At 61.1% G+C, this 23,835-nt stretch carries 24 protein-coding genes and 1 pseudogene; 18 read left to right on the top strand and 7 right to left on the bottom strand.

Annotated features, from left to right (window positions below; all coding sequences use genetic code 11):
- Positions 1 to 43: 43 nt before the first annotated feature.
- From WIT60_RS07255 to WIT60_RS07235, 5 genes are all read left to right on the top strand, one after another.
- A complete protein-coding gene (locus WIT60_RS07255) occupies positions 44 to 325 on the top strand; it encodes a Dabb family protein (protein WP_339583273.1) in 282 nt (93 codons plus the stop codon).
- 66 nt (positions 326 to 391) lie between these two features.
- A complete protein-coding gene (locus tag WIT60_RS07250) occupies positions 392 to 1,186 on the top strand; it encodes an SDR family oxidoreductase (protein ID WP_339583272.1) in 795 nt (264 codons plus the stop codon).
- Positions 1,187 to 1,204: 18 nt separating this feature from the next.
- Positions 1,205 to 1,669, top strand: a complete 465-nt coding sequence (locus WIT60_RS07245) for a PaaI family thioesterase (RefSeq protein WP_339583271.1) — start codon at positions 1,205 to 1,207, stop codon at positions 1,667 to 1,669.
- 37 nt (positions 1,670 to 1,706) lie between these two features.
- Entirely contained in the window at positions 1,707 to 2,735 is a 1,029-nt protein-coding gene (locus WIT60_RS07240) for an NADP-dependent oxidoreductase (protein ID WP_339583270.1), read from the top strand.
- 25 nt (positions 2,736 to 2,760) lie between these two features.
- Positions 2,761 to 3,690, top strand: coding sequence for an SDR family oxidoreductase (locus WIT60_RS07235; protein ID WP_339583269.1), 930 nt, complete (start codon positions 2,761 to 2,763; stop codon positions 3,688 to 3,690).
- A gap of 43 nt (positions 3,691 to 3,733) precedes the next feature.
- Here WIT60_RS07235 and rapZ read toward each other — a convergent pair whose 3' ends face one another.
- The 3 genes from rapZ to WIT60_RS07220 are packed head-to-tail and all read right to left on the bottom strand — an operon-like array spanning position 3,734 to position 7,324.
- Positions 3,734 to 4,672 carry an RNase adapter RapZ gene (rapZ, locus tag WIT60_RS07230; RefSeq protein ID WP_339583268.1) on the bottom strand — a complete coding sequence of 313 codons (939 nt, stop codon included), beginning with the start codon at positions 4,670 to 4,672 and terminating at the stop codon, positions 3,734 to 3,736.
- Positions 4,669 to 6,417, bottom strand: a complete 1,749-nt coding sequence (recN, locus tag WIT60_RS07225; RefSeq protein ID WP_339583267.1) for a DNA repair protein RecN — start codon at positions 6,415 to 6,417, stop codon at positions 4,669 to 4,671. The genes rapZ and recN overlap by 4 nt, the downstream gene beginning before the upstream one ends.
- 4 nt (positions 6,418 to 6,421) lie before the next feature.
- The gene (locus WIT60_RS07220) at positions 6,422 to 7,324 is read right to left on the bottom strand and encodes an NAD kinase (RefSeq protein WP_320364188.1); all 903 of its coding nucleotides are present in this window, start codon (positions 7,322 to 7,324) and stop codon (positions 6,422 to 6,424) included.
- Positions 7,325 to 7,419: 95 nt separating this feature from the next.
- On the opposite strand from WIT60_RS07220, the gene hrcA reads away from it, so the two are divergent.
- The 3 genes from hrcA (at position 7,420) to WIT60_RS07205 (ending at position 10,835) form a co-directional block, all read left to right on the top strand.
- Positions 7,420 to 8,439: a heat-inducible transcriptional repressor HrcA gene (gene hrcA / locus WIT60_RS07215; RefSeq protein WP_339583266.1), complete on the top strand. Its 1,020-nt coding sequence runs from the start codon at positions 7,420 to 7,422 to the stop codon at positions 8,437 to 8,439.
- 62 nt (positions 8,440 to 8,501) lie between these two features.
- Positions 8,502 to 9,512, top strand: a complete 1,011-nt coding sequence (locus WIT60_RS07210) for an MBL fold metallo-hydrolase (protein WP_339583265.1) — start codon at positions 8,502 to 8,504, stop codon at positions 9,510 to 9,512.
- A gap of 240 nt (positions 9,513 to 9,752) precedes the next feature.
- Positions 9,753 to 10,835, top strand: coding sequence for a site-specific integrase (locus WIT60_RS07205; RefSeq protein WP_339583264.1), 1,083 nt, complete (start codon positions 9,753 to 9,755; stop codon positions 10,833 to 10,835).
- 79 nt (positions 10,836 to 10,914) lie between these two features.
- Here the strand turns inward: WIT60_RS07205 and WIT60_RS07200 are convergent, their stop codons facing one another.
- Complete coding sequence (locus tag WIT60_RS07200) at positions 10,915 to 11,961, bottom strand: hypothetical protein (RefSeq protein ID WP_339583263.1); 1,047 nt, start codon at positions 11,959 to 11,961, stop codon at positions 10,915 to 10,917.
- A 105-nt stretch (positions 11,962 to 12,066) separates the two neighbouring features.
- Here WIT60_RS07200 and WIT60_RS07195 point away from each other — a divergent pair, with 105 nt between their 5' ends.
- From WIT60_RS07195 to WIT60_RS07180, 4 genes are all read left to right on the top strand, one after another.
- Positions 12,067 to 12,300 (top strand): DNA-binding protein, encoded by a 234-nt coding sequence (locus WIT60_RS07195; RefSeq protein WP_339583262.1) that lies wholly within the window; start codon positions 12,067 to 12,069, stop codon positions 12,298 to 12,300.
- Between the two features lie 21 nt (positions 12,301 to 12,321).
- On the top strand, positions 12,322 to 13,161 hold the full coding sequence (gene trfA, locus WIT60_RS07190; protein ID WP_339583261.1) for a plasmid replication initiator TrfA: 840 nt from the start codon (positions 12,322 to 12,324) through the stop codon (positions 13,159 to 13,161).
- Between the two features lie 716 nt (positions 13,162 to 13,877).
- Positions 13,878 to 14,441 (top strand): plasmid mobilization relaxosome protein MobC, encoded by a 564-nt coding sequence (mobC, locus tag WIT60_RS07185; protein WP_339583260.1) that lies wholly within the window; start codon positions 13,878 to 13,880, stop codon positions 14,439 to 14,441.
- A 62-nt stretch (positions 14,442 to 14,503) separates the two neighbouring features.
- The gene (locus WIT60_RS07180) at positions 14,504 to 14,809 is read left to right on the top strand and encodes a hypothetical protein (RefSeq protein WP_339583259.1); all 306 of its coding nucleotides are present in this window, start codon (positions 14,504 to 14,506) and stop codon (positions 14,807 to 14,809) included.
- Here WIT60_RS07180 and WIT60_RS07175 read toward each other — a convergent pair.
- A complete protein-coding gene (locus WIT60_RS07175; RefSeq protein WP_339583258.1) occupies positions 14,796 to 15,203 on the bottom strand; it encodes a hypothetical protein in 408 nt (135 codons plus the stop codon). The genes WIT60_RS07180 and WIT60_RS07175 overlap by 14 nt on opposite strands.
- A gap of 97 nt (positions 15,204 to 15,300) precedes the next feature.
- Here WIT60_RS07175 and WIT60_RS07170 point away from each other — a divergent pair, with 97 nt between their 5' ends.
- The 6 genes from WIT60_RS07170 to WIT60_RS07145 all read left to right on the top strand — a co-directional run bounded on the left by WIT60_RS07170 (position 15,301) and on the right by WIT60_RS07145 (position 22,590).
- A complete protein-coding gene (locus tag WIT60_RS07170; protein WP_339583257.1) occupies positions 15,301 to 15,600 on the top strand; it encodes a helix-turn-helix domain-containing protein in 300 nt (99 codons plus the stop codon).
- Positions 15,601 to 16,023: 423 nt separating this feature from the next.
- The gene (locus tag WIT60_RS07165; RefSeq protein ID WP_320365939.1) at positions 16,024 to 16,278 is read left to right on the top strand and encodes a helix-turn-helix domain-containing protein; all 255 of its coding nucleotides are present in this window, start codon (positions 16,024 to 16,026) and stop codon (positions 16,276 to 16,278) included.
- Entirely contained in the window at positions 16,275 to 17,618 is a 1,344-nt protein-coding gene (locus WIT60_RS07160) for a type II toxin-antitoxin system HipA family toxin (protein ID WP_339583256.1), read from the top strand. The genes WIT60_RS07165 and WIT60_RS07160 overlap by 4 nt, the downstream gene beginning before the upstream one ends.
- A 34-nt stretch (positions 17,619 to 17,652) precedes the next feature.
- Entirely contained in the window at positions 17,653 to 20,364 is a 2,712-nt protein-coding gene (locus tag WIT60_RS07155) for a DEAD/DEAH box helicase family protein (protein WP_339583255.1), read from the top strand.
- Positions 20,365 to 20,398: 34 nt separating this feature from the next.
- On the top strand, positions 20,399 to 22,273 hold the full coding sequence (locus WIT60_RS07150) for a site-specific DNA-methyltransferase (protein WP_339583254.1): 1,875 nt from the start codon (positions 20,399 to 20,401) through the stop codon (positions 22,271 to 22,273).
- An 8-nt stretch (positions 22,274 to 22,281) separates the two neighbouring features.
- On the top strand, positions 22,282 to 22,590 hold the full coding sequence (locus WIT60_RS07145) for a hypothetical protein (protein ID WP_339583253.1): 309 nt from the start codon (positions 22,282 to 22,284) through the stop codon (positions 22,588 to 22,590).
- 212 nt (positions 22,591 to 22,802) lie between these two features.
- On the opposite strand, the gene istB is transcribed toward WIT60_RS07145, so the two are convergent.
- The gene (gene istB, locus WIT60_RS07140; protein WP_012080644.1) at positions 22,803 to 23,600 is read right to left on the bottom strand and encodes an IS21-like element helper ATPase IstB; all 798 of its coding nucleotides are present in this window, start codon (positions 23,598 to 23,600) and stop codon (positions 22,803 to 22,805) included.
- Positions 23,593 to 23,835: pseudogene (locus tag WIT60_RS07135) on the bottom strand (IS21 family transposase); the annotation flags it as partial. The gene istB and the pseudogene WIT60_RS07135, both read right to left, overlap by 8 nt.

Raw genomic sequence — 23,835 nt, 5'->3', positions numbered from 1 at the left:
AGCATCCACTCGGGGCGTTCCTCACCACCGAAAGCACCTCACCATGATCAAGCACATCGTCCTGTTCACCCTCAAAGACCCGGCCAACGCGCCCAAGGTCAAGGCTTTGCTCGACAGTTGCAAGGACATCGTTCCCGGCATCCGCGAGTTCGAGGTGGGCATCAAGACCGAGGGCCTGGAGGCCACGGCTGACGTGGTGCTGGTCTCCACCTTTGACGATGCGGCGGCCCTCGCGGCCTACCAGCCGCACCCCCACCACCAGGGCGTCGTCGCCCAGATCCGCGAGATGGCATCGGGCCGCCAAGTGCTCGATTACATCTGCTGATCAGCCCGTGCTGATTGGTTTCAGCCGGCCCTGACGACCGCCTCCTTCTTCACTGAAAGACACCGCATGAGCGAAGCCCGCACCATCCAGAACCTGTTCGACCTCACGGGCAAGAAGGCCCTCATCACTGGCGGCTCCCGTGGCCTGGGCCTGCAGATGGCGCAGGCCCTCGGCGAAGCCGGTGCCAAGGTCGTCATCAGCTCGCGCAAGGCGGCTGACCTGGAGCAGGCCGTCATGGCCCTGCAAGACCGCGGCATCGACGCTCGCTGGATCGCCGCCGACGCTGGCAAGCCCGAAGACATCCAGCGCCTCGCCGACGAGACCCTGGAGCGTGTGGGTGACGTCGACATCCTCGTCAACAACGCCGGTGCCAGCTGGGGTGCCCCCGCGCAGGACCATCCGCTGGACGCCTGGGACAAGGTGATGAACCTCAATGTGCGCGGCTACTTCCTGCTGTCGCAGGCCATTGCCAAAGCCAGCATGATCCCGCGCAAGCAGGGCCGCATCATCAACGTGGCCTCCATCGCCGGCCTGGGCGGTAACCCCGCTTTCATGCAGACCATCGCCTACAACACCAGCAAGGGTGCGGTGGTGAACTTCACCCGCGCGCTGGCCTGTGAATGGGGTCATCTGGGCATCCGCGTCAATGCCGTGGCCCCTGGCTTCTTCCCCAGCAAGATGACCGCCGGTCTCATCGGTGCGGTCGGCGAGGAGAACATGGCCAGCCATGCGCCCCTGGGTCGCTTGGGTGACGATGAAGACCTCAAGGGCGCCGTGCTGCTGTTTGCATCCGAAGCCGGCAAACACATCACCGGCCAGATCCTGGCGGTGGACGGGGGCGTCAGCGCCCTCGTGGGCTGAGTCGAGCGTCGCAAGAGCATGGCCATTCCTTTTGCTTTCCGCATCCCCTTCGTCGAGGGCATCGGCTGCGAGCTGCAACGCTTCGAAGGCGGCCAGGCCGAGATCACCTTGGCGCTCACTGAGAACCACACCAATTCGTTTGGGGTGGCTCACGGTGGGGTGATGATGACCCTGCTGGATGTGGCCATGGCGCACGCCGCCCGCAGCCTGCGCCTCGACGCCCAAGGGCAGAGCCCTGGTGCGGTCACCATCGAGATGAAGACCAGCTTCACCCGCCCCGGCGTCGGTCGCATCCGGGCCGTGGGCAGCGTGCTGCACAGCACCGCCACCCTGGTGTTCTGCGAAGGCAAGATCTTTGATGAACAAGACCGCCTGTGCGCCCACGCCACCGGCACCTTCAAGTACCTGAGAGACATCCCCAAGGGGCGTCCCACATCGGGCTCAGCCGCTGAGCCCCATCTGGCCGGCCCCGGCTCCGATTGATCCGTTCTCCCGTTTTCACACCTGAAAGGTCCATGTCATGAGCCTCGTCAACGAACAGATCCTGCTGGTGTCGCGCCCGCAGGGAGAAGCCACGGTCGACAACTTCAAGCTGGTGAACACACCGCTGCCCACCGCCGAGCAACTGGCGGATGGCCAGGTGCTGGTGCGCCACCACTACCTCTCGCTTGACCCCTACATGCGCGGCCGCATGAACGACAGCAAGAGCTACGCTGAGCCGCAGCCCCTGAACACCGTGATGTTGGGCGGCACCGTGGGCGAGGTCCTGCTCAGCAAGCACCCCAAGTTTGCCGTGGGCGACAAAGTGCTGGGCATGGGCGGCTGGCAAACCCACAGCGTGATCGACGCCAACCAGCGTGGCGCGCTCACCAAGGTGGACACCACCCACATCCCCTTGTCGGCCTACCTGGGCTCGGTGGGCATGCCGGGCGTGACCGCCTGGTACGGTCTGGTCAAGATCATCGCGCCCAAGGCCGGTGAAACCGTGGTGGTCAGCGCCGCCAGTGGTGCGGTGGGCAGCGTCGTCGGTCAGCTGGCCAAGGCCCGTGGTTGCCGCGTGGTGGGCGTGGCCGGTGGCGCCGACAAGTGCGATTACGTGGTCAAGGAACTGGGCTTTGACGCCTGCGTCGACTACAAGGCCAACCCCGATCCCAAGAGTTTCTACAAGGCCTTGAAAGACGCGACGCCCAACGGCATCGACGGCTACTTCGAAAACGTGGGCGGCATGATTTTGGACGCCGTGCTACTGCGCATGAACGCCTTCGGTCGCATCGCCATGTGCGGGATGATCGCTGGCTACAACGGCGAGCCCACCCCGATGCAGAACCCGGCGCTGATCCTCGTCAACCGGCTCAAAGTCGAGGGCTTTATTGTGAGCGAACACCCCGAAGTGTGGCCCGATGCCGTCAAGGAATTGGGCACCATGGTCGCCACCGGCCAGATGAAGTTCCGCGAGTCCGTTGCGCAAGGCATTGCCAGCGCGCCCGACGCCTTCCTGGGCCTGCTCAAGGGCAAGAATTTCGGCAAGCAACTGGTCAAACTGATCTGACACCTAAAACAGGAAACAACACAACATGTCGCAACTGAAACTGCAAGCAGGCCAGACGGCCGTCATCACCGGCGCCGCCAGCGGCTTTGGCCTGGAACTGGCTCGCCTGGGCGCCCAGAAGGGCCTCAACCTCGTGCTCACTGACGTGCAGCAAGAAGCCCTGGACAAGGTGGTGGCCGAGCTGACGGAGGCTGGTGCCAAGGTGGCCGCTCTGCGCGGTGACGTCTCTCGCGGTGAAGACATCCAGGCTTTGGCCGACTTGTGCCTGGAGCGTTTTGGCGTCCCCCACATCGTCATCAACAACGCCGGTGTGGCCTACGGTGGCCTGATCTGGGAAGCCGGTCCGCGTGACTGGGAATGGGTGCTGGGTGTGAACCTCTGGGGCGTCATCCACGGTGTGCGCATCTTCACGCCGCTGATGTTGGCCGAAGCCCGCAAGAACCCCGCCTACCAGGGCCACATCGTCAACGTCGCGTCGATGGCCGGCATGCTGAACTCGCCCAACCTGGGCGTGTACAACGTCAGCAAGCACGCGGTGGTGAGCTTGTCCGAGACCCTGTATCAGGACCTGGCTCTGGTGACCGAGCAGGTGCACGCTTCGGTGCTGTGCCCGTACTTCGTGCCCACCGGCATCCACCAGTCGCACCGCAATCGCCCCGCCGAGCTGCGCACCGACGCCAAGCCGACCGCCAGCCAGCTGATCGGCCAGGCCATGAGCGCCAAGGCCGTGACGTCGGGCAAGGTGACCGCCGCCGACACCGCTGCACTGGTGTACGACGCCATTGAAGCGGGCAAGTTCTACATCTACACCCACCCCAAATCGATTGGCATGGTGCAAGTGCGCCTGGAAGACGTCATGCAGGCCCGCAACCCGACCGACCCCTTTGCGGGCAAGCCTGAGATTGGCGATCAGCTCAAGACCGCCTTGCGCGAAGCCCTCGCCAAAGAGGACTGAGGCGCGTGACGACCTGGTCGGCCGATGTGGTCGATCAGGTCACTCAGACGCTGCGGGCATCCTGTTCACGGTGACGTGACAGCACGGCCCCTCGGCCCGCAAAGCGCTTGACCAACTGCTCCACGCAGTACACCGAGCGGTGTTGACCGCCGGTGCAGCCCATGGCCACGGTCACATAGCTGCGCTGATCGCTCTCCAACGTGGGCAGCCAGCGCAACAAGAACGCCTCGATCTGTGCCAACAGCTCTGCGGACTCCGGTTGCGCGTCCAGATAGTCGATTACCGGTTGATCGCGCCCGGTCAGCGGCTTGAGCTCCTTCAGGTAGAAGGGGTTGGGCAGCATGCGCACGTCAAAGACGAAGTCGGCGTCCATCGGCACGCCGTGCTTGTACGCAAACGATTCGAACACCAGGGTCAGGCCGGCGGGCTCCGCACCGACGATGTGACGCACCCAGGTGCGCAGCTGCGCTGGTCGCAGCAGACTGGTGTCGATCACGGTGGACACTTCGCGCAAAGGACCCAGCAGTTCGCGCTCCATGGTGATCGTGTCGATCAGGGCATGCGTGGCGGCTTCGGCGCCGGCGGTCTCATGGTCACTGGCGCGTCGGCGCGGGGTGTCTGTGGCAGGCTGGGGCCGCAGCTTCAACAAGGGGTGAGGGCGGCGTGTTTCCGAGAAGCGGCGCACCAGCGTGTCGGTGCTGGCATCCAGAAACACCGAGCGCACCTTCAGACCCTCTTGCCGCAGGGTGTCAAGCACGGGCTTGAGGTGAGGCAGCGAGTCCACACTGCGCGCGTCCATGGCCACCGCAATGCGGCGTTTCAGCTCAGGCGGGCGCTGCACTTCCAGATCGACCAGACCGCGCAGCAATTCCGGCGGCAGGTTGTCCACGCAGAAGTAGCCTGCGTCCTCCAGCGCGTTGAGCGCCACGGATTTGCCCGAGCCGGAAATGCCGGTCAGCAACACGATGTCGAGCTGGCTCATGCGGCTTCCTTGCGTTTGCGGGGGGCTTTGCCGGTGGCAGGCGCGGTCTCGGCATCCTGGGTGTCGTGCGCGTATGCGGTGGCGAGCATGGCCTGCGCATGTGCCCGGCTGGTGTCGGTGATCTGCCCCCCCAGCATGCGCGCGATCTCGGTGGCGCGCACCTCGTCGCGCACTTCACGGATGTCGCTGGTGGTCTGCCCGTCGTGCACCGCTTTGGCCACGACCAGATGCTGGTGCGCACAGGCGGCGACCTGGGCCAGGTGGGTCACGGCCAGCACCTGACGGTCACGACCCAGGCGCTGCATCAGGCGGCCCACGGTGTCGGCCACGGCGCCGCCCACACCCGAGTCGATCTCGTCGAAGATGAGGGTGCCGACCTGGCTGCGCTCGTCGCTGCGCTGCGAGGTGGTGACGGCAATGGCCAGCGCCAGACGCGACAGTTCGCCGCCCGAAGCCACCTTGCCCAGTGGGCGCGGCGTGCTGCCGGCATGCCCAGCCACCAGGAACTCGATGTTCTCCAGACCATAGGCCTGGGGCTCGGTTTGTGCGCTCAGAGCCACCTCGAAGCGGCCACCCTTCATGCCCAGCTCCTGCATGGCCTCCGTCACGGCCTGCGACAAAGCGGGGGCGGCGGCGCTACGCTGGCGGCTCACGGTGTGGGCCACCTTCTGCCAGGCCTGATGAGCGGCCTGGGCTTCGCGCTCCAGCTTGTCCAGGTCGGTGGCAGCGTCCAGCTGGGCCAGCTCCTCGCGCCAGCTTTGCAGCAACTCGGGCAGCTCGGGTGCGGGGCGACGGTAGCGGCGGGCCAGGCTCATCCACATCGACATGCGGTTGTCGAGCTCAGCCAGGCGATCGGGGTCCAGCTCCGTGTGGTGCAAAGCGCTGTTGAGGCTGCGTGCCGCATCCTGCAACTGGGCCTGGGCCTCGCGCAGCACTTCCAGCGCGTTACCCAGGTTCGGCTCCACCGAGGCCACGTCTTCCAGCGCGTCAATGGCGCGGGTGGTCAGGCTGTCGGCACTCTCGTCGGCTTCCGAGATGGCATCCAGAGCCAGACGGGCCGCGTCCAGAATGGCCTGGCCGTGGCTCAGACGGCTGTGTTCGGCGTTCAGCGTGTCCCACTCGTCGGCCAGCGGGTTGAGCTTGTCCAGCTCACCGATCTGCCATTGCAGGCGCTCGCGTTCACGCTCCAGATCGGCCTGTTGGCTGCGCGCTTCGTCCAGGCGGCGGGCGGCCTCGCGGCGTGCCACCCAGGCAGCTTGCAGCGCCTCGCTGTCCACACCCGCTTGCGCATCGACCAGTGCACGCACGGCGTCGGCGCGGGTCAGGCTTTGCCAGGCGTGCTGGCCGTGGATGTCGACCAGGTACTCGCCCAACTCGCGCAACTGCGTGGCCGTGGCGGGGGAGCCATTGATCCACGCACGGCTCTTGCCCTGAGCGTCCACCACACGGCGCAGCAACAGCGGTGCGCCAAGCTCCAGGTTGTCGAAGCCGGCTTCTTCCAGCCAGGGCGTCAGCAGGGCGGTGAGTTGGGCCGAGGGCTCGAATTCGGCGGTGATGTCGGCACGTGCCGCGCCTTCGCGCACCACGCCGGCGTCACCCCGGCTGCCCAAGGCGAGTTGCAAGGCGTCGATCAGGATGGACTTGCCCGCACCGGTCTCGCCTGTCAGCGCGGTGAAGCCGCCGCTCAGGTCCACTTCCAGACTGGTCACGATGACGAAATCACGCAGGGTCAGGCGACGCAGCATGGTGTCAACTCACTCCTTCATTCCAGCGCAGTTTGCGGCGCAGGGTCGCGTAGTAGCTCCAGCCCTTGGGGTGCAGGAAGCGCACGTGGTGGTCCGAGCGTCGCACGATCACGCGGTCGCCGTGCAGCAGGCTGGCGAGGCTTTGCATGTCGAAGTTCATGCCTGCATCCTTGCCGGCCACGATCTCGATGGTGATGGTCACGTCGTCCGACACTACCAGCGGGCGGTTGGACAGCGTGTGCGAGGCAATGGGCACAATCACCCAGCCACCCACACCGGGGTGCATGATGGGGCCGCCCGCCGACATCGCATACGCGGTCGAGCCGGTGGGCGAGGACACCAGCAGACCGTCGGCGCGGTAGTTGGCGACGAACTGGCCATCGATCTCGGCGCGCAGCTCGACCATGCTGGCGGTGGCGCCACGGCTCACCAGCACCTCGTTGATGGCAAAGCCTTCGTAGATGGTCTCAAAACCGTCGCCGCGGATGGGGCGCAGCACGGCGCCTGCGAGCATGGCGCGGCTTTCTTCTTCGTACTCACCGCGCAGCATCAGCGGCAGCGTGGTGCCCACGTCTTTGAGCGGCAGGTCGGTGATGAAGCCCAGGCGGCCGTGGTTGATGCCGATCAGCGGGATGTTGAAGGGCGCCAGTTCACGGGCGATGGCCAGCATCGTGCCGTCGCCGCCGAGCACCACGGCCACGTCGCACTGCTGGCCGATCTCCTTGATCGTCAGCGCTGGGTATTCCGTCATCCCGGTGTTGAAAGCGGTTTCGCTTTCCAGAGACACATCCACCCCCGCGCGGGCCAACAAATGCGCGACATCCTCCAGGATCGGGCGGATGCCGCGGGCCTGGTATTTGCCTACCAGGGCAGCGTGACGGAAACGGCAGGAAGACGGACTCGACATGCGAGGAATTACACCACAGCGAATGTGTCAAATTAGGTCATTCCCCCGGCGGGTGGGCGGCAAAAACCCGGGCCAGAAACTAGAATGAAGAACCCATGCTGGATGACCGTGCGAAGATCCTGTTGAAAGCGCTTGTAGAGCGCTACATTGCCGATGGCCAACCTGTTGGCTCTCGCACGCTGTCGCGCGCGTCGGGTCTGGACTTGTCGGCCGCGACCATCCGCAACGTGATGGCCGACCTGGAGGACCTGGGCCTGATCGTCAGCCCCCACACCTCGGCCGGTCGCGTGCCCACGCCCAAGGGCTATCGCCTGTTCGTGGACACCATGCTGACCGCCCGTCCGCAAGGCTTGGCCGAACTGGCCAGCGAGGCCCGCGGGCAACTGCAGCCAGATCAACCACAGCGCGTGATCGCCAACGCCGCGAACATCCTGTCCAGCCTGTCGCAGTTCGTGGGCGTGGTCACGGCGCCGCGCAAGGCTTCGGTCTTCCGCCACATCGAGTTTTTGCGCCTGGGTGATAAGCGCGTGCTGGTCATCCTGGTCTCGCCCGATGGTGACGTGCAAAACCGCGTCATCTTCACCGCCGAAGATTTCAGCCAGTCGCAACTGGTCGAGGCCAGCAACATCCTCACCAGCCATTACTCGGGTCTGACGATCGACGAAATGCGCGAGCGCCTGCGTTCAGAGGTCGATCAGTTGCGCGGTGACATTGCCACGCTGATGCAGGCGGCGGTGCAGGCTGGCGGCGAGGCCCTGGCCGAAAGCAGCGACCAACTGGTGCTGTCCGGCGAGCGCAACCTGCTGACGGTGGAAGACTTCTCGCACGACCTGGGCTCGCTGCGCCGCATGTTCGACCTGTTCGAGCAGAAGACGCAGCTGATGCGCCTGCTCGACGGCTCCAGCCGTGCCGATGGCGTGCGCATCTACATTGGCGGCGAAAGCCAGGTGGTACCGTTCGAGGAGTTGTCGGTGGTGTCGGCGCCGTACGAGATCAACGGCCAGGTGGTCGGCACGCTGGGCGTGATCGGTCCCACCCGCATGGCCTACGACCGCATGATCGAGATCGTGGACATCACCTCGCGCCTGGTCAGCAACGCGCTGAGCCAGAAGTGAGTGTCAGTCCCACCCTCGGCTGAGGGGGGTGTGAGGTGGCCGCGCGCCCTAAGCTGCGGGACATGACTGCTCAAACTGTTCTTTCTCGCCCTGTTCAGCGCGGTGGGGCCTGGCGCCGGGTCCTGTGGACCTTGGCTGGGGTCTCTGCTTTGCTGGTGGGGGGCGCCGCGCTCATCAGCGCACAAGATGATCGCTTGCCTGTGCCGGCAAACTGGCCCGACATGGGCGCCACCTTGCCCGCGGCGCAACCGCCCAAGGGTCTTGCGTTCTCCGTTTTGCCCACGGCCGCCTCGAATGGCGGGTCAGAGGCGCTGGTGGTGGGCGGGGGCTCTTGGCTGACCTATCGCCGCCCAGTGCAGGTGGCCGTGCTGGTGAACCATCCGCAGGCGGCGTTCCTGTTTGACACCGGTTTGGGGCGTGAACATGCGGCCCAGTTTGCGGTCAACGGGGTGGCGCACCAACTGCTTCTGGGCTACGGGGAGGTGAGGCCGGCGGCGGATCAGCTGGCGGCGGCTGGATGGCCGGTGTCACGCATCCGCATGATCGTGCCTTCGCACATGCACTGGGACCACGTCAGTGGTCTGGTGGACTTCCCCGATGCCGAGGTGTGGGTGACCCCACAAGAGCAGACTCAGGCTGAGCATGGTGGGCCGCCGGCGTTCTTGCGCTCGCAATTCGAGACGGTCAAACGCTGGCGTTCGCTGCAATTCACCGATGGGCCCTATGTCGGGTTCGAGCGCAGCTTGGACATGTTCAAGGATGGTTCGGTGGTGTTGGTGCCTTTGACCGGGCACACGGCCGGCCACACTGGTATGTTCCTGAACCTGCCCTCGGGCAAGCGCTATTTCTTCACCGGGGATGTGACCTGGACGAAGGAGGGCATCGACTGGCCTGCAGACCGCTCCAAGGTGCTGCGCCGCATGGTGCATCTGGACCATGACGAGGCCATGAACCAGGCTGCGATCGTGCGTTTGCATGGCATTCAGCGGCACTTTCCGGGCTTGAAGCTGGTGCCAGCCCATGATGAGAACGTCATGAAGACCCTGCCGCAGTTCCCGGCGTTTGAAGGGTAAGGCGTGAGCAGACTTCGCTCTACAATCGCCGCTTCCTTGTTGTGCAAGGCAGGGGGCCGTTAGCTCAGTTGGTCAGAGCAGAGGACTCATAATCCTGTGGAGTCTGCCAGGGGCTAAATCCCAGGACCCCTTTATTCATCGAGGTTGGCGAGCGATTGGTGTGTCACCATCAGCCTCCGAAAAGTACCCAAAGGTACAAATTCGGTACAGTGCTAAGAGACGACCCATCAAGAGCCTCGAATGCCAACCATCGTCAAGACACCATCAGGGACCTGGAAAGCCGTCATCCGCAAAACCGGCTTCCCCACAACCAGCAAGACATTCCGCCTCAAGCGTGACGCTGAGGATTGGGCGCGCTCCACCGAAGATGAGATGGTGCGCGGCATGTACGTCAAGCGAAGCCAGGCCGAGAAGATGCTCTTCTCGGACGCCATGAATCGCTACTTGCGCGAAGTGACGATCCACAAGCGCCCGTACACCCAGCAGGGCGAGAAGCCCCGAGCGGCTACCCTCAAAGCTCACTTTGGCGCCTACGCCCTGGCAGGCATCACATCAGAGCTGGTGGCCAAGTACCGGGACGACCGCCTGGCAGGCGCTGACCGCAAGGACGCCAAAGGCAATCCCATGCCGCTCCAACCCAACACGGTGCGCCTAGAGCTAGCCTTGCTCGGTCACCTGTTCACCGTGGCAATCAAGGAGTGGGGCGTGGGTCTGGTTTACAACCCAGTGCTCAACGTTCGCCGCCCATCGCCGGGTGCGGGTCGCAATCGCCGCCTGAGCCCCACGGAAGAGCAGCGCTTGATGCAGCTGATCGACCAGTACTCGAACCCCATGCTGCGTTGGATTGTTCGAATTGCCATTGAAACCGGCATGCGCTCTTCTGAGATCACCTCCCTGAAGGTGGAGCAGGTCGACCTGGTCAGGCGTGTGGTGGCTCTCAAGCACACCAAGAACACCATGCCACGGACGGTGCCGCTCAGCCTCAAGGCGTCAGCCTTGTTTCAGGAGGCTTTGGACAACCCGCTGCGCCCCAAGAAGGAAACCCACCTGGTGTTCTTTGGAGAGCCAGGCAAGGATGGCAAGCGCCGTCCGTACAACTTCAACAAGGCGTGGCTGGAGATCAAGGCGAAGGCTGGGATGTCTGATCTGCACTTCCACGATTTGCGACACGAGGCAGTGAGCCGATTTGTTGAAGCGGGCCTCAGCGACCAGGAGGTGTCTGCCATCAGCGGGCACAAGTCGATGCAGATGCTCAAGCGATATACCCACCTCCGGGCGGAGGATCTGGTGGCCAAGTTGGATCGCCTGTCTGAGGTGAAGTAACTGCGTGATGAGGGGGCCACCTCCTCGAACTGGCCAGGTCGCGGATTGCGGCGGGCCGCTTCGGGGCAGTCCCGGCCGGTCACTCACGTATGGACTGACGTGCCACAAACGACTCGAATCTGCTCCGTGGTGCGGCGCCCCACCGGATCTCCTCGGCTTGCTTGAGCTTGGGAACGATCGTTGACAACGCTAACCGTACCGCGCGGTCTGTGATTCCAAGTCTGGCTGCCGTCTGTTGGCTATTCAGCCCCTGCTTCTTAAAAGCCCAGCACTGCGCAGGTGTGCCACGAAGCCTGCTGTGCACGAGTGCGTAGGCCGCCCGCCTGACGTCTTCCGGGTGTGCGGTTACGGGGGCAATGTGTAGTTCCCAACCTGAGGGTGTTTCCAAGTCCGAAACGAATTTGAACTTGGAGTCACACAGTGCAAGCTTCAGGCGCCCGATTTGCTCGATCTCTGCCAAAAATGCGGATCTGAACTTGATGTCACGGCGGTAGTTCGAAGTGGCTGACTGGGGGTTGTGCTCCTCACAAAAGCGTCTGCTGACGCTCAGCTTGCGGTTGTCTGCGTCGCGCAGGTCACCTTTCATGGCGATCTCGGTTCGCCGCCAGCACAGCTCGCAGTAATCCTCATGCTTGCCCGGTGGCGCCAGGCAGATACGCCCGTTCGGCCCTCCTGTGTGGACGGGACGCCTGGTGCTGATCGTGTCAATCAGACTCATCACCGAATCCAACGTGCTGCAGAACCTATCGCATGCCTTGTTTGTCGGATCTTCGCCATGGCGTTGTGCGCTGTGGACTGCCTGTCTGATGCGCGAACGCCATTGTTCTGCACGACCAATGGCTGTGCTGAGCGTCGTGCCGCCTTGGATCGGCTTATCCCCAACGGGCGATTGAAGCCATGCCCTTGAAGGCAAAAAGCCCTGCAGCAGGCCCCGATCCCAACGCCCTCGATACGACGTCAAAACCCGAGCCACCTCGGCATCGACCTCAAGCTTCAGAAGTGTCGAAATTGCATGGCGACGAGATGTCACCGAGTGCTGGTCCGTGATTAGAGACAGGCAGCGCCGGATGACCATCGCGACGCGTTGATCCGTACCGCGAAAGATGACTGGTTCGATGGGCAGCACGGAGCGATCAATCCCGGAAGTTTTTGTTCATAAAAATCAGACCATTCATTGTCTCCTCATCCGTAATCTTGCGCAATCTTCAGTGTTGATTGCGGAGAAATACGAATGACCACGGAACAAGCGCTTGTTGAAAAGTACGGCCCCTTGATGACCCTGCTGCAGGTCGCAGAACTGTTGGACCGTAGCCCAGAAGGGCTGCGCATCACGATCCGTGGCAGCAACGCATTGGGACGCCAGCTGATGCAGGCCCGCGTCAAGATCGGGCGTCGTGTTCATTTCAAAGCCGGCCTCATCGCCAGGTTGGTCGACTGCGGTTCGATTGATGGGTCTGCAGCCTGATCGCCTTCACCGCTGGTATCAATGTCCAAGGCGATGTGGCCGGAACCATGGCCTGAGCAAGCACGCGGAGTGCCGAATGTGGCGCTGCGTTCTGCCTTGTTCGGTGTCTTTGGCAAGGGTGCGCGTCGGTACCTGGAGCAGGTACAGGTGGCAACCACAGGCGATGCCCAGATCCTCTATACGGGTCAGCGACTGGATCAGGGTGATCTGGATGTTTGGGAGGCCATCTTGCATCTCGCTCGGCGCCAGCCATTGGGTGCGCAATGTGAATTCACGGCCTACCAACTGCTGCGGCTGATCTGCAAGACGGATACCGGAGGCAATCGCCGCACCCTGCACAGAAGAATCCTTCGACTTAAGGCCACTGCGCTTGAGATGTCCTGCAATGTGCAGGGGCGACGCGTGACCTACATCGGCAGTCTGATCCACGACGCGATCCAGGACGAGCGAACCAAGCGGTATGTGGTTGTGATCAACGTCGCCTGGCGGCCTTTCTTTGAGGCTGCGCACTTCACCTACATCGACTGGGTGATCCGCAATGAACTGGACGGCAAGCCACTGGCGCAATGGCTGCACGGGTTCTATTCGACTCACGATCAACCGTATCCCCTGACGGTGCAGTTTCTGCACAAGCTGTCTGGCAGTGATGCGGCGTGCATGCGCAGCTTCCGGCAACTGTTGAAGCACGCGGCATCAGAGTGGGCTCACGCATCCGCCAGGCATGGCAGCCAGGTCGACGTGAACCTGTTGGGTGATGTCCTGCATGTTCGACATGGCCCCAGGCGGTGGCGGCGCCAGCATCGATGCGAGAACACAGTGGAGCTATTTCCCGCCGAGCCGGCCTTGATGCAGCTGCCTTGATACCGTCACAGCGCCTTCCACACCTTGTCCACAGTACCGTCACGACGCATGCAGCCTACCGTCACAGCGCATACGCTTTACCGTCACAGCGCCTACATTGTCCACAGGCAAAAGTGGGTAAAAGTCCTTTTGAATCATGGCATTGCGAGCATCGAGGGGAGGTGTCTAATCTTCTTTAATCTCTTTCTAATCTTAGTAAGAGGCGTGGCCCTGTGGATAACTCGTCGATGCCCTGCCTTGCTCACCTCGTCTGTCAGCTTCGCGCGCCATGGCGTAGCCACCCTGACCACTTGAACCCCATCCCGGTTTCTGGTCTTGATGGTGTGGGGTGGCGATGCCGTAATCCACCGAGAACCGAACAGGCACTTGTATCCATCGAAGCGACCCATTTCGGCAGGCCGCAAGCAGTCATGAAGTCACCAATAGCAGTTGCAGTCCCCGGCTCGTACCAAATGTGCCCCTGCGATGCCCTGTTCATGGCCTAGGTGCGTCTCGATGACGTCCTATTGATGCACTGTATGTGACCCATTATTGGCCCAATTCTGTACCGATCGTGTCCCGTTCAGCCAAGCAATGGTGGGCCAGCGAGAGAGCCTTGGAGGCTAGGGCAGGATAGGTCTTCGGGCCGCTTTTGTCATACACCTTGCTGACATTCAAGGATTTTGATGTCAGGAATAGGGCCTTCCCCAAACTTTTCCCTTGCCCTGCATGCACCTATGACCGACCCTGAACAGACTCAGAGCAAACCCCGAAGGCGAGTTCTCCAAGCGCGCGTTGATGATGCAACCGAGGCGGACTTTGCTGCCCTCGCCGCGAAGCGCGGCACGTCACCATCCGAGCTTCTGAGGGCCATCGTTGCCCGGGAGCTGGCGGGCGGAAGCTGTCAGCCCGAAGACATCGAAGCCGATCCTGAAAATGCAGAATTGCGACGCATGACGATTCGTGTGCCGTCGTTTGTGCATCAGGCCGTGTGTGGGAGAGCCGCCGTGTGTGGCATGAAGCCCAGTAAGTGGGTGTCGGCATTGGTTCAATCAAATGTCACCCGTATGCCTGTCTTCGCAGATAAAGAGCTGTGGGTGCTAGAGGTCACAAACAGAGAGCTGTTTTCCATTGGGCTGAACATCAACCAGATGGCGCGCGTTCTCAACGGGGCACATTTCAAAACAGAGCAGCTCAGAATCGAGAAGCTGGCCGAGCTTGCCGCTTACATCCGTAAGACAAGAGACGCAATTCGAGGACTTATCAGGGCGAGCCGGGGCGTGTGGAGGGTTGACGCGTGAGCGCCTCGTGTCATGATTGAAACGGAGCAAACACAACCGGGTGTATGGCCTTGTGGCCGCGCATGCTGATTGAACGATCACAGGTGAATGCGATGCAGAAGTGGACCCAGGACCAGGCCGTGGCTTTTGAGTGCGCCCGTGAGTGCATCGTCGAGCTCATGGCTATCTGCAGCGCAGAGCTTGGCGACTTGGCTGGTCAAGCCGATGTCTGCGCCGAGCGTGTTGACCGTCAGGAACGGCGTTTGGCGGACCTTGCTGCAGAACTGCGCCACTTGCATCTTGCTGACACCGACAGCATCGAGCGCATCCGTCGGGATTACGGCCGGCAGGTGCGTGAGTACCGCGCCGAGGCACTTACGCAGGGCTAGGCCCCTCGTTCAACTCGCTTGCGACCTCACGTTGCCGAAAAATGGTTTCGATGGTCGCAGGCGTGGACTTGAGCGGTGTCGTTCGGTTGACCAGCTCCAGCGCGATTTCGATGCGGAAGTCGTTCATGTAGCCCATCAGGTCGTCGTAAGGGATGACCTCACCTGTTCGCCCCTGACCTCTCAGCAGGTGAAGAACTAGCGCCAACGGGGCGGCCAGATAGTCTTCACGTGAGCCGTCTCCCTCCAACTCCTCAAATCCGCAAGCCAGGTCGCGCGCGATGCAGTGGAGCCATTGCTCGCTCAGGTTGATTGGGAGTGCGGCCTCTGGGGCGTGTGCGAGCACGTCTTGAGCAAGTCTCGCCAGGTCAGAGGTGGGTAAGGGTGTGCTGTGCATGTGCGGCCTGTTGGTGAAGGAATGAGGTTGACCGGCCTTCCGCTGAGATGCATATATGCCGTGGCCAAGAACATAGCACTGTCGGCATCCTCGCCGCGTGTCTCAGCCAGTCCCCCCCTCACGAAAGATACCCTCGCCGGTTAGGCGAGCAACTTCGTTCGAGCCCCTGGCTGCAGCGGCTTTTGGCGAGGTGATTCGAGCGGAACGCTTGAGGCAGGCCATCGCCCAGGATCAGTTCGCCTTGATGGCGAATGTCGATCGCTCGTACTACGGCAAGCTTGAACGAGGAGAGCGCCAGCCTTCACTGGCGCTGATGCTGCGCATTGCGGGTGGCCTTGGCTTGCCTGCATCGGAGATCCTGGCGCGAGTCGAACGCCTGCTGACAACGAAAGCCTAGGCTGGGTCCTCAGCGTTTTCGCGCAAGCGAAACGCGGGGAGGCATGTTTTGGGCAATGTAGAATCCGGGCCGAGTGGGCCGTTAGCTCAGTTGGTCAGAGCAGAGGACTCATAGCGAAAGTTGTGCACCACCCAGGGAAACCGGGTGTGTGAATGGCGTCAAATTCGGTGAAACCTGACGGCCGCAAGGCACAAGGCAATGCCGAGCCAAGCCCGAATCATCGGGAAGGTGTAGAGACTAGACGGCGCCCGCCTTCAGGCTTTTTGGCCCATGGCGAAGGCATAGTCCAGGGAGTCCAGAAATGGGCGCAAACCGGAATCCTTTGGTCGTTGGTTCAAGTCCAACACGGCCTACCACTCCTCAATGTTTGATTTTTATGTCAAAAAAATATGCGTCACTGCATAATTTTGATATAAATATCAAATGCAAACCCTCCAAGAGCTAGGTGAAGCCGTTGCAGAGCGTCGCAAGGCGCTGAAGCTGCGCCAGCAGGTGGTCGCCGAGCAGGCGGGCATCACACCCGAATCCCTGTCCCGTTTCGAACGGGGGCGCGGAGCCGAGTTCGGCGCCCGCAAGCTGCTGGCTGTATTGGCCGTGTTGGGCATGGAGCTCAACATCATCCCCACGGGGCAAGCGGGCACGCTCGACGAACTGCGCCGTGAGCGCAACCAAGCATGAAGCTCTCGGTCTACGTCATGGGCCGCGATGTGGCCGTGCTGGAGCAATCGGGCGACTTCAAGAGCATCCTGAGCTATCACGCCAGCACTGCACCTGACGACTTTGTATCCCTGACGATGCCGGTGCGGACCGAGTCCTACGTGTGGGATGACCAACTGCCGCCCATGTTGCAGATGAATCTGCCAGAGGGCTACCTGTTGCAGGTGCTGCAAGAGCAGTTTGGTCCGCACATTGGCGCAAGCCCTATCGCCTTGCTGTCCGTCATCGGGCGCAACATGGTCGGTCGCATCCAGGTCGCTGCCACAGGGGCGGAGCTGAACCAACCGGCCAAGCCCATTGAGGTGGCTGCACTGCTCAAGGGAGACAACTCTGAAGAGGCCTTTGCCAACCTGGTTCGCCAGCACGCCACCAGCGGCGTGTCTGGCGTGGTCCCAAAGTTCCTGGACGAGGCGGAGGAGACACCACCGCTGCCGGGTTCGCCATTGGCCGCGCACAAGAAGGCCAGTTTGATCACAAGACGGCACATCATCAAGGGCTCCAGCAAGCAGCTACCCTATGTGGCGCTGAACGAGCACCTGTGCATGCAAGTGGCATCAAGGGTCATGCCCACGGCCAAGACCGACGTGTCAGACGACGGGCAGGCCCTGGTTGTGCATCGCTTCGATGTGGACGAACAGGGCCAGCCGTATTGGGGCATGGAAGACTTTTGCTCACTGCTGGGCTTGAGGCCTGCCGCAAAGTACGACACCACCTGGGAGCGCATTGCCAAGGCTGTGCGTGACCACGTGCCGGTAGAGCGCAGGTTAGACACCTTCCGACAACTGGCCACCACCTTGCTGCTGACCTATGCCTTACGCAACGCCGATTGCCATGCCAAGAACCTGGCGCTGCTGTACACAAGCCGGGCTGATGTGCACCTCTCGCCTGCCTACGACATGCTGACCACCAGCGTGTATGTAGGCTTTCAGCACAACCCACCTGGCATTGAGTTCATGGGCAAGAAGACTTGGACACCAGGCAAGAACCTGCAGAAGTTCATCGCGGCCAACTTTGGCATTCAGCCCAGAGAGCAGGCCCAGATGGTCGAGGCGATCAGTGATTCCGTGGCCGATGTGGGGTCGAAGGTCCGTGAGGCCATGGTGCGGCATAGCGGGTTCAATGACATCGGCAAGCGCATGTTGATGGCTTGGGCCGAGGGCGTGCAGGGGTTACGAGATCAACGTGTCTATGCAGTAGGTGATTGGCGACCAGGTGATGCATTTGAAGGATTTTCGGCGCCAGCCAAGCTGAAGCCAGAACAAGTCAAGATTGGCCGATCACCCTTGATGGGGCGTCGCTGAAAAGTACTTCGCCCAAGAAAGAACTACAAATCTAATGAGCTACCTCTATCAAGCCCTCTCTGATCGCGTGGATGCGTGGCGCTCCGCGAACTATCCATGCGATGACTACCCGGCAATCCGTGAGATTTTGGAGTTTGCCGTAGAGGACATAGAGGGTGGGCAACTCCGTTACTTGCGCCGTGCCCAGTTGCGCGCCTTGGAAACCTATTGGTATCTCCGACTGGTGCTGGACACCCCCAAGATTCCCGATCTGTACGCCAAACTGTTCCCGAGCAAAAAGGATCGCCGTGAGGCAATGGGCTTGACCCATCCTGAAATCGTCAGTTTCATTGCTGATGAGGATCTTGAAACTTGTCTCGAACGCGTCAAGAACGATAACGCCTTCGTCCGCAAGTACGCGCTGGAGAGCTTGCGCGAGTCTTTGACCCTCGACTACGCCAGCTACATCCTGGCGTTGGCCATGGGGGCAGGCAAGACGATCCTGATGGGCTCGATTGTGGCGACCGAGTTCGCAATGGCAATGGAGTATCCAGGCGGCCCATTCGTACAAAACGCGTTGATCTTCGCCCCCGGCAAGACCATCCTCAGCGCCCTGCGTGAGCTGTCTGACGTGCCCTATGACAAGCTGCTGCCTCCGCGCATGCACAAGGCATTTGCAGCCAGTTTGAAGCTGACCTTCACCCGCGATGGCGACAAGCAGATCCCTATTGTGTGGGGTAGCACGTTCAACGTCATTGTCACCAACACCGAGAAGATCCGCATTCAGAAGCCCAATGTGCGCAGCAACGGGCAGCAAGTGCCGCTGTTCGCTGGCACGAAAGTCGAGGAACAGACCGAGCTCGCCAACCTGCGCCTGCAAGCCGTGGCATCTCTGCCCCACCTGGCAGTGTTCTCCGATGAGGCTCATCACACCTACGGACAGAAGCTGCTGGGCAAATGGGAAAAGGACAAAGAGACGGGTGAACTTGTCTTCAAGGATGACGGCATTAAAAAGGTTCGGCGCACCATCGACTATCTGGCCGAGGAAACCAACCTAGTCGTTGTCATCAATGCCACCGGTACGCCGTACTTTGAACGCCAACCACTGCGTGACGTGGTGGTTTGGTATGGCTTGGGTGAAGGCATCCGCGACGGCGTGTTGAAAGAACTGGCCCAGAACATCAAGGTGTTTGACCTGGGCGATGGCGAGGTTGACACCTTGGTGGCCAACGTCATTGACGACTTCGTGCGCGACTATTGGGCTGTCAGCTTACCCAACGGAGCACCTGCGAGATTGGCCCTGTACTTCCCCAACATTGAAACTCGCGATGAACTGCGCGGCGCCGTTGAATCGGCCCTGGCACTGCACGGCATCGGCACCGACATCATCTTGGCCGTCGATGGCAAAAGTAACGAAGCCACTCGACGCCAGTTTGAGTCCGTGGCGCGCAACCCTGAAGCTCCTGAGCGTATTTTGCTGTTGGTGAACATGGGCACCGAAGGCTGGAACTGCCCAAGTCTGTTTGCCACAGCGCTTGTTCGTAAGCTGGCCAACAGCAACAACTTTGTCCTCCAGGCAGCCACCCGATGCTTACGTCAAGTGCCAGGCAACAAACACCCTGCGCGTGTTTACCTGACCGACAGCAACCGCAAGACACTGGAATCTCAGCTGGCCGAAACCTACGGCACCTCGCTCAGAGATCTGGACGCTCAGCGTGCCGAGCGGGTGGAGCGAGAAATCGTTTTGCATCGTCCGCATTTGCCGCCGTTGTTGATCAAGAAGCGCGTGCTGCGCTATCGACGCAAGTCAGAGCCAGGCACTTCTGCGCCACTCCACTTCACGGTGCCAGATGTGGCTGCGCCAGCCGGTGTCACGGTGGAAACTTTGACGCCCGTGCAGTCAGCATCTGGCAAGACTGCTCTGCAGAAAGTGGATGGCGGTGACGATGTGCTGCCGGCGCCACCACCTGAGCTAGACAGCTATGCTGCCGCTTCAGAGTTGGCGGCCAACTACCACTTGTCAGCTGCCGATGTGTTGAGGGCACTGCGCCAGGCATACGGAGCTGGCGTTGACATCCCGGAATACCACCTTGCGGCCTTGGGTCAACAGATTGAAGCCCAGCGCTCTGATTACGAAGAGCACTTTGAAGAAATCGACGTCGCCATTGCTTTGATCAAGGCCGATGGTTTCGAGCTGAGTGAGCGTGCTGGTAAACCCGCCTACACGGCTCGCATAAGCTTTGCAAAAGAGCGCGAGCCGCTTTATCTGACGGCCAAAGACACGCCTGACGCCACTCATGCCCTGGCCAACAGCTTTCACTACGAGGGCTACAACTTCGATTCCGGGCCCGAGGCTGAGTTCTTGCGGTGGGCACTGACCCAGCTGCAAAACGAGAAGCATCAAATCGAAGGGGTCTGGTTTACGGGGGGCATCACCGATCCGGCCAAGACTGATCTGTACGCGGAATACCTCGGCGACGATGGACGCTGGCACCGCTACACGCCTGATTTTGTCTTGCGCCGCGCTGACGGTAAGCATCTGGTGGTCGAGATCAAACGCGACAGCTTCAGCCCCGACATCAAAGGTGACTTGGCGCGCCTAGGCCGTGGCGAAGCCGCGCAAACACTGGAAGGAAAGAAGGCCGTGGCGCTGAAGACCTGGGAGGGCCTGAACCCCGATAAATTGGCCTATCACGTGATGTTCGCCGACACCGACATCAAAGCAGAGGGCTATGCCCAAGTGCGCGACTTCATCCGTGGCGCTTGAGCGCATGCCACAACGCAAAGAACACTGAATGACCATGACCGACAACATCAAAAAGCCCAAGGACGTGACTGTGGCCAAGGCCAAGGGCCGCCCCATGCTGACTTGGGTCGGCAAGAAGCCTCTGGCCCGTGTGAAGGCCTACCCAGCACAGGCTATCGAGCAGTTTGACGCCGCGGCAGGCCAGCCCGTAACCCTGCAAGAGGTTGATTGGAGCGATTGGCCCAAGGACTTACCGCATAGCGGCCTGCTTTACCACGGCGACAACAAGGATGTGCTGGCCCACCTGCTGGCCAATGGTTTTCGGGGCAAGGTCAAGCTGATCTACATCGATCCACCCTTTGACAGCGGAGCGGACTATGTGCGCAAGGTGCAACTACGCGGACCCAAGGGGACAGTAAAGATCGACGGTGAGGACTACACGCTGGGCGAGCAGGTGCAGTACAGCGACATCTGGGCGAATGACAACTATTTGCAGTTCATGTATGAGCGCCTCTTAATGCTTAAGGAGCTGCTAGCTACCGATGGAGTGATCTATCTCCATTGCGACTCCTCAAGAAATAGCCACCTTAGGCTGCTACTCGACGAGGTGTTTGGCCCTGATCGGTTCATTAATGAAATCGTCTGGCACTACTACAACAAGATGCAGGGCAACGTCGGTAGGTTCGCCTCCAATCACGACGTGATTCTCTCGTACCGAAACGGTGAGAAATTTAGCTTTACCACTTTGCGCGAAGCGCGTGAAAAGCCCAAAACACAGCAGAAGCGAGTTTGGGATCCTGCCTCGAAAAGTCTCAAACAAGCACGTGACGATCAAGGGAACTTGATCTATTACGAAGACACAGAAAGAACGATTGACGATGTTTGGCGGCTTCCGTATTTGATGCCAGCTGATCAAACTGAGAAGCTGGACTACCCCACGCAGAAGCCTGAGCGCGTCCTCGAGCGTGTAATTGAGTCTTCTACATCGGCTGGTGATCTTGTGCTCGACTGCTTTATTGGTTCAGGTACGACCGCTGCAGTCGCGCAGAGACTTGGCCGCCGCTGGATCGGCTGCGACATCAACAAAGGCGCTATTCAGACGACCTCCAAGCGCCTGCAAGATCTGATGCGCGCGCAGACTGCTGCCCTGCAATTGCCCCAGCAGAGCGACATGATGGGCGTTGTCGATGGGCCGCAAGCCCCGTGTCAGAAAGGCTTCGCCACCTACCGCGTCAACGACTACGACTTGCAGATCCAGCACAACGAAGCGGTGGAGTTGGCCTGCCAGCACCTGGGTGTCACACGCACGCGCACAGATTCGTTCTTCGAAGGTACGCAAGGCGGTCGCCTGGTAAAAATCGTGCCATTCAACCATCCGCTCAGTCCGCTGGATCTCGAATCTGTTCGTAACGAACTCAAGACCCGCCCGACCGAAGAGCGCGACGTGATGGTGGTATGTCTAGGTTGGCAGCACGATGCGCGCGCCTGGGTTGCCGCGTACAACCGAAACCGTCCGGTGAACAAGCTGCATGTGGTTGAGTTGCGCACCGACCGCAAGCTGGGCGGCATCATCAAACACGAGCCCATTTCGGCACAAGTCACGGCGCAGCGCCAAGGGGCGGGCTCAGATGCACGATTGGTGGTCGAGATTGAGGACGTCGTCTCACCTACCATCATGCAGCGATTGAATCTTGACCAAGGCATTTTTCGTGCGCAGATCACCGATTGGCGCGCCGTGGTTGATTGCATCTTGATCGACACGCAGTATGACGGTCAGGTGTTCAATGTGGCGTTGGCCGATGTGCCGGCACGCAAACAAGACCTGGTGAGTGGGCGATATGAGTTGCCAGTGCCGCCCGAGGGTGCGAAGGTGGCTGTCAAGGTCATTGACATGCTGGGCGAGGAGTTAGTGGTCACGCTAGACGTTTGACGCATCTGATGTACGGCAGCCCTGTGAGCGATTCAACCTTGCGTCCGGCCGAATGTCTGCGCAGCCCCGAAACTGTCATGGCGCCGGACATCCGGACCAATATGTTTGTAGGGCAAACCACCCCATCGCTGGCCGTGCATCATGCTGAAATCGATGCCATTCGGCTCAGTGCGGCCGTTCCAGAGCCCATAGCCATTCAGTTCGAGACGGCGCGTAACCTGTACCTGTACGCTTGGCATGTGTACCGGTTCTACATGGTGGCCGAAGTGCAAGTGCGTATTCTGGCGAACGTGACCGACGATTCCGGCCCATCGTGACCGGTTGCACCGTGTGAGGTGTTGCGCGTGTCCGCGCCGATCCAAATCTGAGCCACCGTGCCGATCCAATATTGAGCCAGGGCTGGTAGCCGACCAAAGGGTGGTCAGCTGTGGATAAGTGTAGAGCCTGGCCTGGGTTTTGAGTTTTCCGGCCGGCTTGGTTGAACATCAAGGGGGAAGCCGCGCAGCGGCTTCCCCCTTCGCTTTGAGCTTCAGGCCTTGCCCTCTGCTGCAGCCTGCATCCGAGACTGCTCTCGTGCCTTGATGCGCCTCTTGGCCGTGCTGGAACTGTGCAGGAATCGGTGTGACTCGTTGCCCGTCTCCAGGATGTGGCAGTGGTGTGTGAGCCGGTCCAGCAGCGCCGTCGTCATCTTGGCATCACCAAAGACACGCGACCATTCCGCGAAGTCCAGATTCGTCGTGATCATCACGCTGGTGTGCTCGTACAACCGGCTGAGCAAGTGGAACAGCAGCGCACCGCCTGCCTGGCTGAACGGCAGGTAGCCCAACTCATCGAGGATCACCAGGTCCAGGCGCAACAAGCTCGTCGCGATGCGTCCGGCCTTGCCTTGTGCCTTCTCTTGCTCCAGCGCGTTGACCAGATCCACCGTGGAGTAAAAGCGCACGCGCCTGCCATGCTTGGTGATGCCGGACACGCCAATGGCTGTGGCCAGGTGGGTCTTGCCGGTGCCAGGCCCTCCCACCAACACCACGTTGTGCGCCACTTCTGTGAAGCCTGTCTCTGCCAGCGTGTGAACCAGCTTGCTGTCAACGGGGGACACAGCGAAGTCGAACCCAGCCAGGTCTCGATGCACAGGGAACTTGGCTGCATGCATCTGATGGCTCACCGAGCGCATGCCTCGGTCTGTGGCCTCGGCCTGCAGCAGGTGTTCAATCAACCACCGTGCATCCTCTGAGCCCGTACTGGACCCTTGTTCGATCAGGTCCAACCATGCGCCCGCCATGCCGTGCAGGCGCAGTTGTTTGAGCTCTGCAGCGATATCACGCATGGTTGATCTCCTCCGTGCCGCCTTGCCCGCGCAAGCTGTCGTAGCGCGCCGTGTTGGCCAGTGGGGCCACTGTCGCCTGCAAACAGGTCTGTGCATCTTCAGGCGTGGGTGCAGGGTTGAGCCTGCTCAGAACATTGATCACATGCTCGACGCTGACCTTGCCAGACGGTGGCGCGCTCTCCAGCGCCAATTCAACTGCCACCAGCACCGCATCCAGGCCAGCTGTGCTCACAAT

The sequence above is a fragment of the Aquabacterium sp. G14 genome (assembly GCF_037482285.1).
Taxonomy (GTDB): domain Bacteria; phylum Pseudomonadota; class Gammaproteobacteria; order Burkholderiales; family Burkholderiaceae_C; genus Aquabacterium.
Note: the sequence above shows the minus strand (reverse complement) of the source record. Positions and strands in the feature narration are given on the sequence as shown.

Excerpts from the sequence above, each read along its gene's own strand:
- hrcA (WP_339583266.1), top strand. The coding sequence starts at position 7,420 with ATGCTGGATGACCGTGCGAAGATCCTGTTGAAAGCGCTTGTAGAGCGC.
- trfA (WP_339583261.1), top strand. The coding sequence starts at position 12,322 with ATGTCCAAGGCGATGTGGCCGGAACCATGGCCTGAGCAAGCACGCGGA.
- recN (WP_339583267.1), bottom strand. The coding sequence starts at position 6,417 with ATGCTGCGTCGCCTGACCCTGCGTGATTTCGTCATCGTGACCAGTCTG.
- WIT60_RS07255 (WP_339583273.1), top strand. The coding sequence starts at position 44 with ATGATCAAGCACATCGTCCTGTTCACCCTCAAAGACCCGGCCAACGCG.
- mobC (WP_339583260.1), top strand. The coding sequence starts at position 13,878 with ATGACCGACCCTGAACAGACTCAGAGCAAACCCCGAAGGCGAGTTCTC.
- WIT60_RS07210 (WP_339583265.1), top strand. The coding sequence starts at position 8,502 with ATGACTGCTCAAACTGTTCTTTCTCGCCCTGTTCAGCGCGGTGGGGCC.
- WIT60_RS07205 (WP_339583264.1), top strand. The coding sequence starts at position 9,753 with ATGCCAACCATCGTCAAGACACCATCAGGGACCTGGAAAGCCGTCATC.
- WIT60_RS07165 (WP_320365939.1), top strand. The coding sequence starts at position 16,024 with ATGCAAACCCTCCAAGAGCTAGGTGAAGCCGTTGCAGAGCGTCGCAAG.
- WIT60_RS07240 (WP_339583270.1), top strand. The coding sequence starts at position 1,707 with ATGAGCCTCGTCAACGAACAGATCCTGCTGGTGTCGCGCCCGCAGGGA.
- WIT60_RS07195 (WP_339583262.1), top strand. The coding sequence starts at position 12,067 with ATGACCACGGAACAAGCGCTTGTTGAAAAGTACGGCCCCTTGATGACC.
- WIT60_RS07175 (WP_339583258.1), bottom strand. The coding sequence starts at position 15,203 with ATGCACAGCACACCCTTACCCACCTCTGACCTGGCGAGACTTGCTCAA.
- istB (WP_012080644.1), bottom strand. The coding sequence starts at position 23,600 with ATGCGTGATATCGCTGCAGAGCTCAAACAACTGCGCCTGCACGGCATG.
- WIT60_RS07250 (WP_339583272.1), top strand. The coding sequence starts at position 392 with ATGAGCGAAGCCCGCACCATCCAGAACCTGTTCGACCTCACGGGCAAG.
- WIT60_RS07220 (WP_320364188.1), bottom strand. The coding sequence starts at position 7,324 with ATGTCGAGTCCGTCTTCCTGCCGTTTCCGTCACGCTGCCCTGGTAGGC.
- rapZ (WP_339583268.1), bottom strand. The coding sequence starts at position 4,672 with ATGAGCCAGCTCGACATCGTGTTGCTGACCGGCATTTCCGGCTCGGGC.
- WIT60_RS07155 (WP_339583255.1), top strand. The coding sequence starts at position 17,653 with ATGAGCTACCTCTATCAAGCCCTCTCTGATCGCGTGGATGCGTGGCGC.
- WIT60_RS07150 (WP_339583254.1), top strand. The coding sequence starts at position 20,399 with ATGACCGACAACATCAAAAAGCCCAAGGACGTGACTGTGGCCAAGGCC.
- WIT60_RS07235 (WP_339583269.1), top strand. The coding sequence starts at position 2,761 with ATGTCGCAACTGAAACTGCAAGCAGGCCAGACGGCCGTCATCACCGGC.
- WIT60_RS07160 (WP_339583256.1), top strand. The coding sequence starts at position 16,275 with ATGAAGCTCTCGGTCTACGTCATGGGCCGCGATGTGGCCGTGCTGGAG.
- WIT60_RS07180 (WP_339583259.1), top strand. The coding sequence starts at position 14,504 with ATGCTGATTGAACGATCACAGGTGAATGCGATGCAGAAGTGGACCCAG.
- WIT60_RS07245 (WP_339583271.1), top strand. The coding sequence starts at position 1,205 with ATGGCCATTCCTTTTGCTTTCCGCATCCCCTTCGTCGAGGGCATCGGC.
- WIT60_RS07145 (WP_339583253.1), top strand. The coding sequence starts at position 22,282 with ATGTACGGCAGCCCTGTGAGCGATTCAACCTTGCGTCCGGCCGAATGT.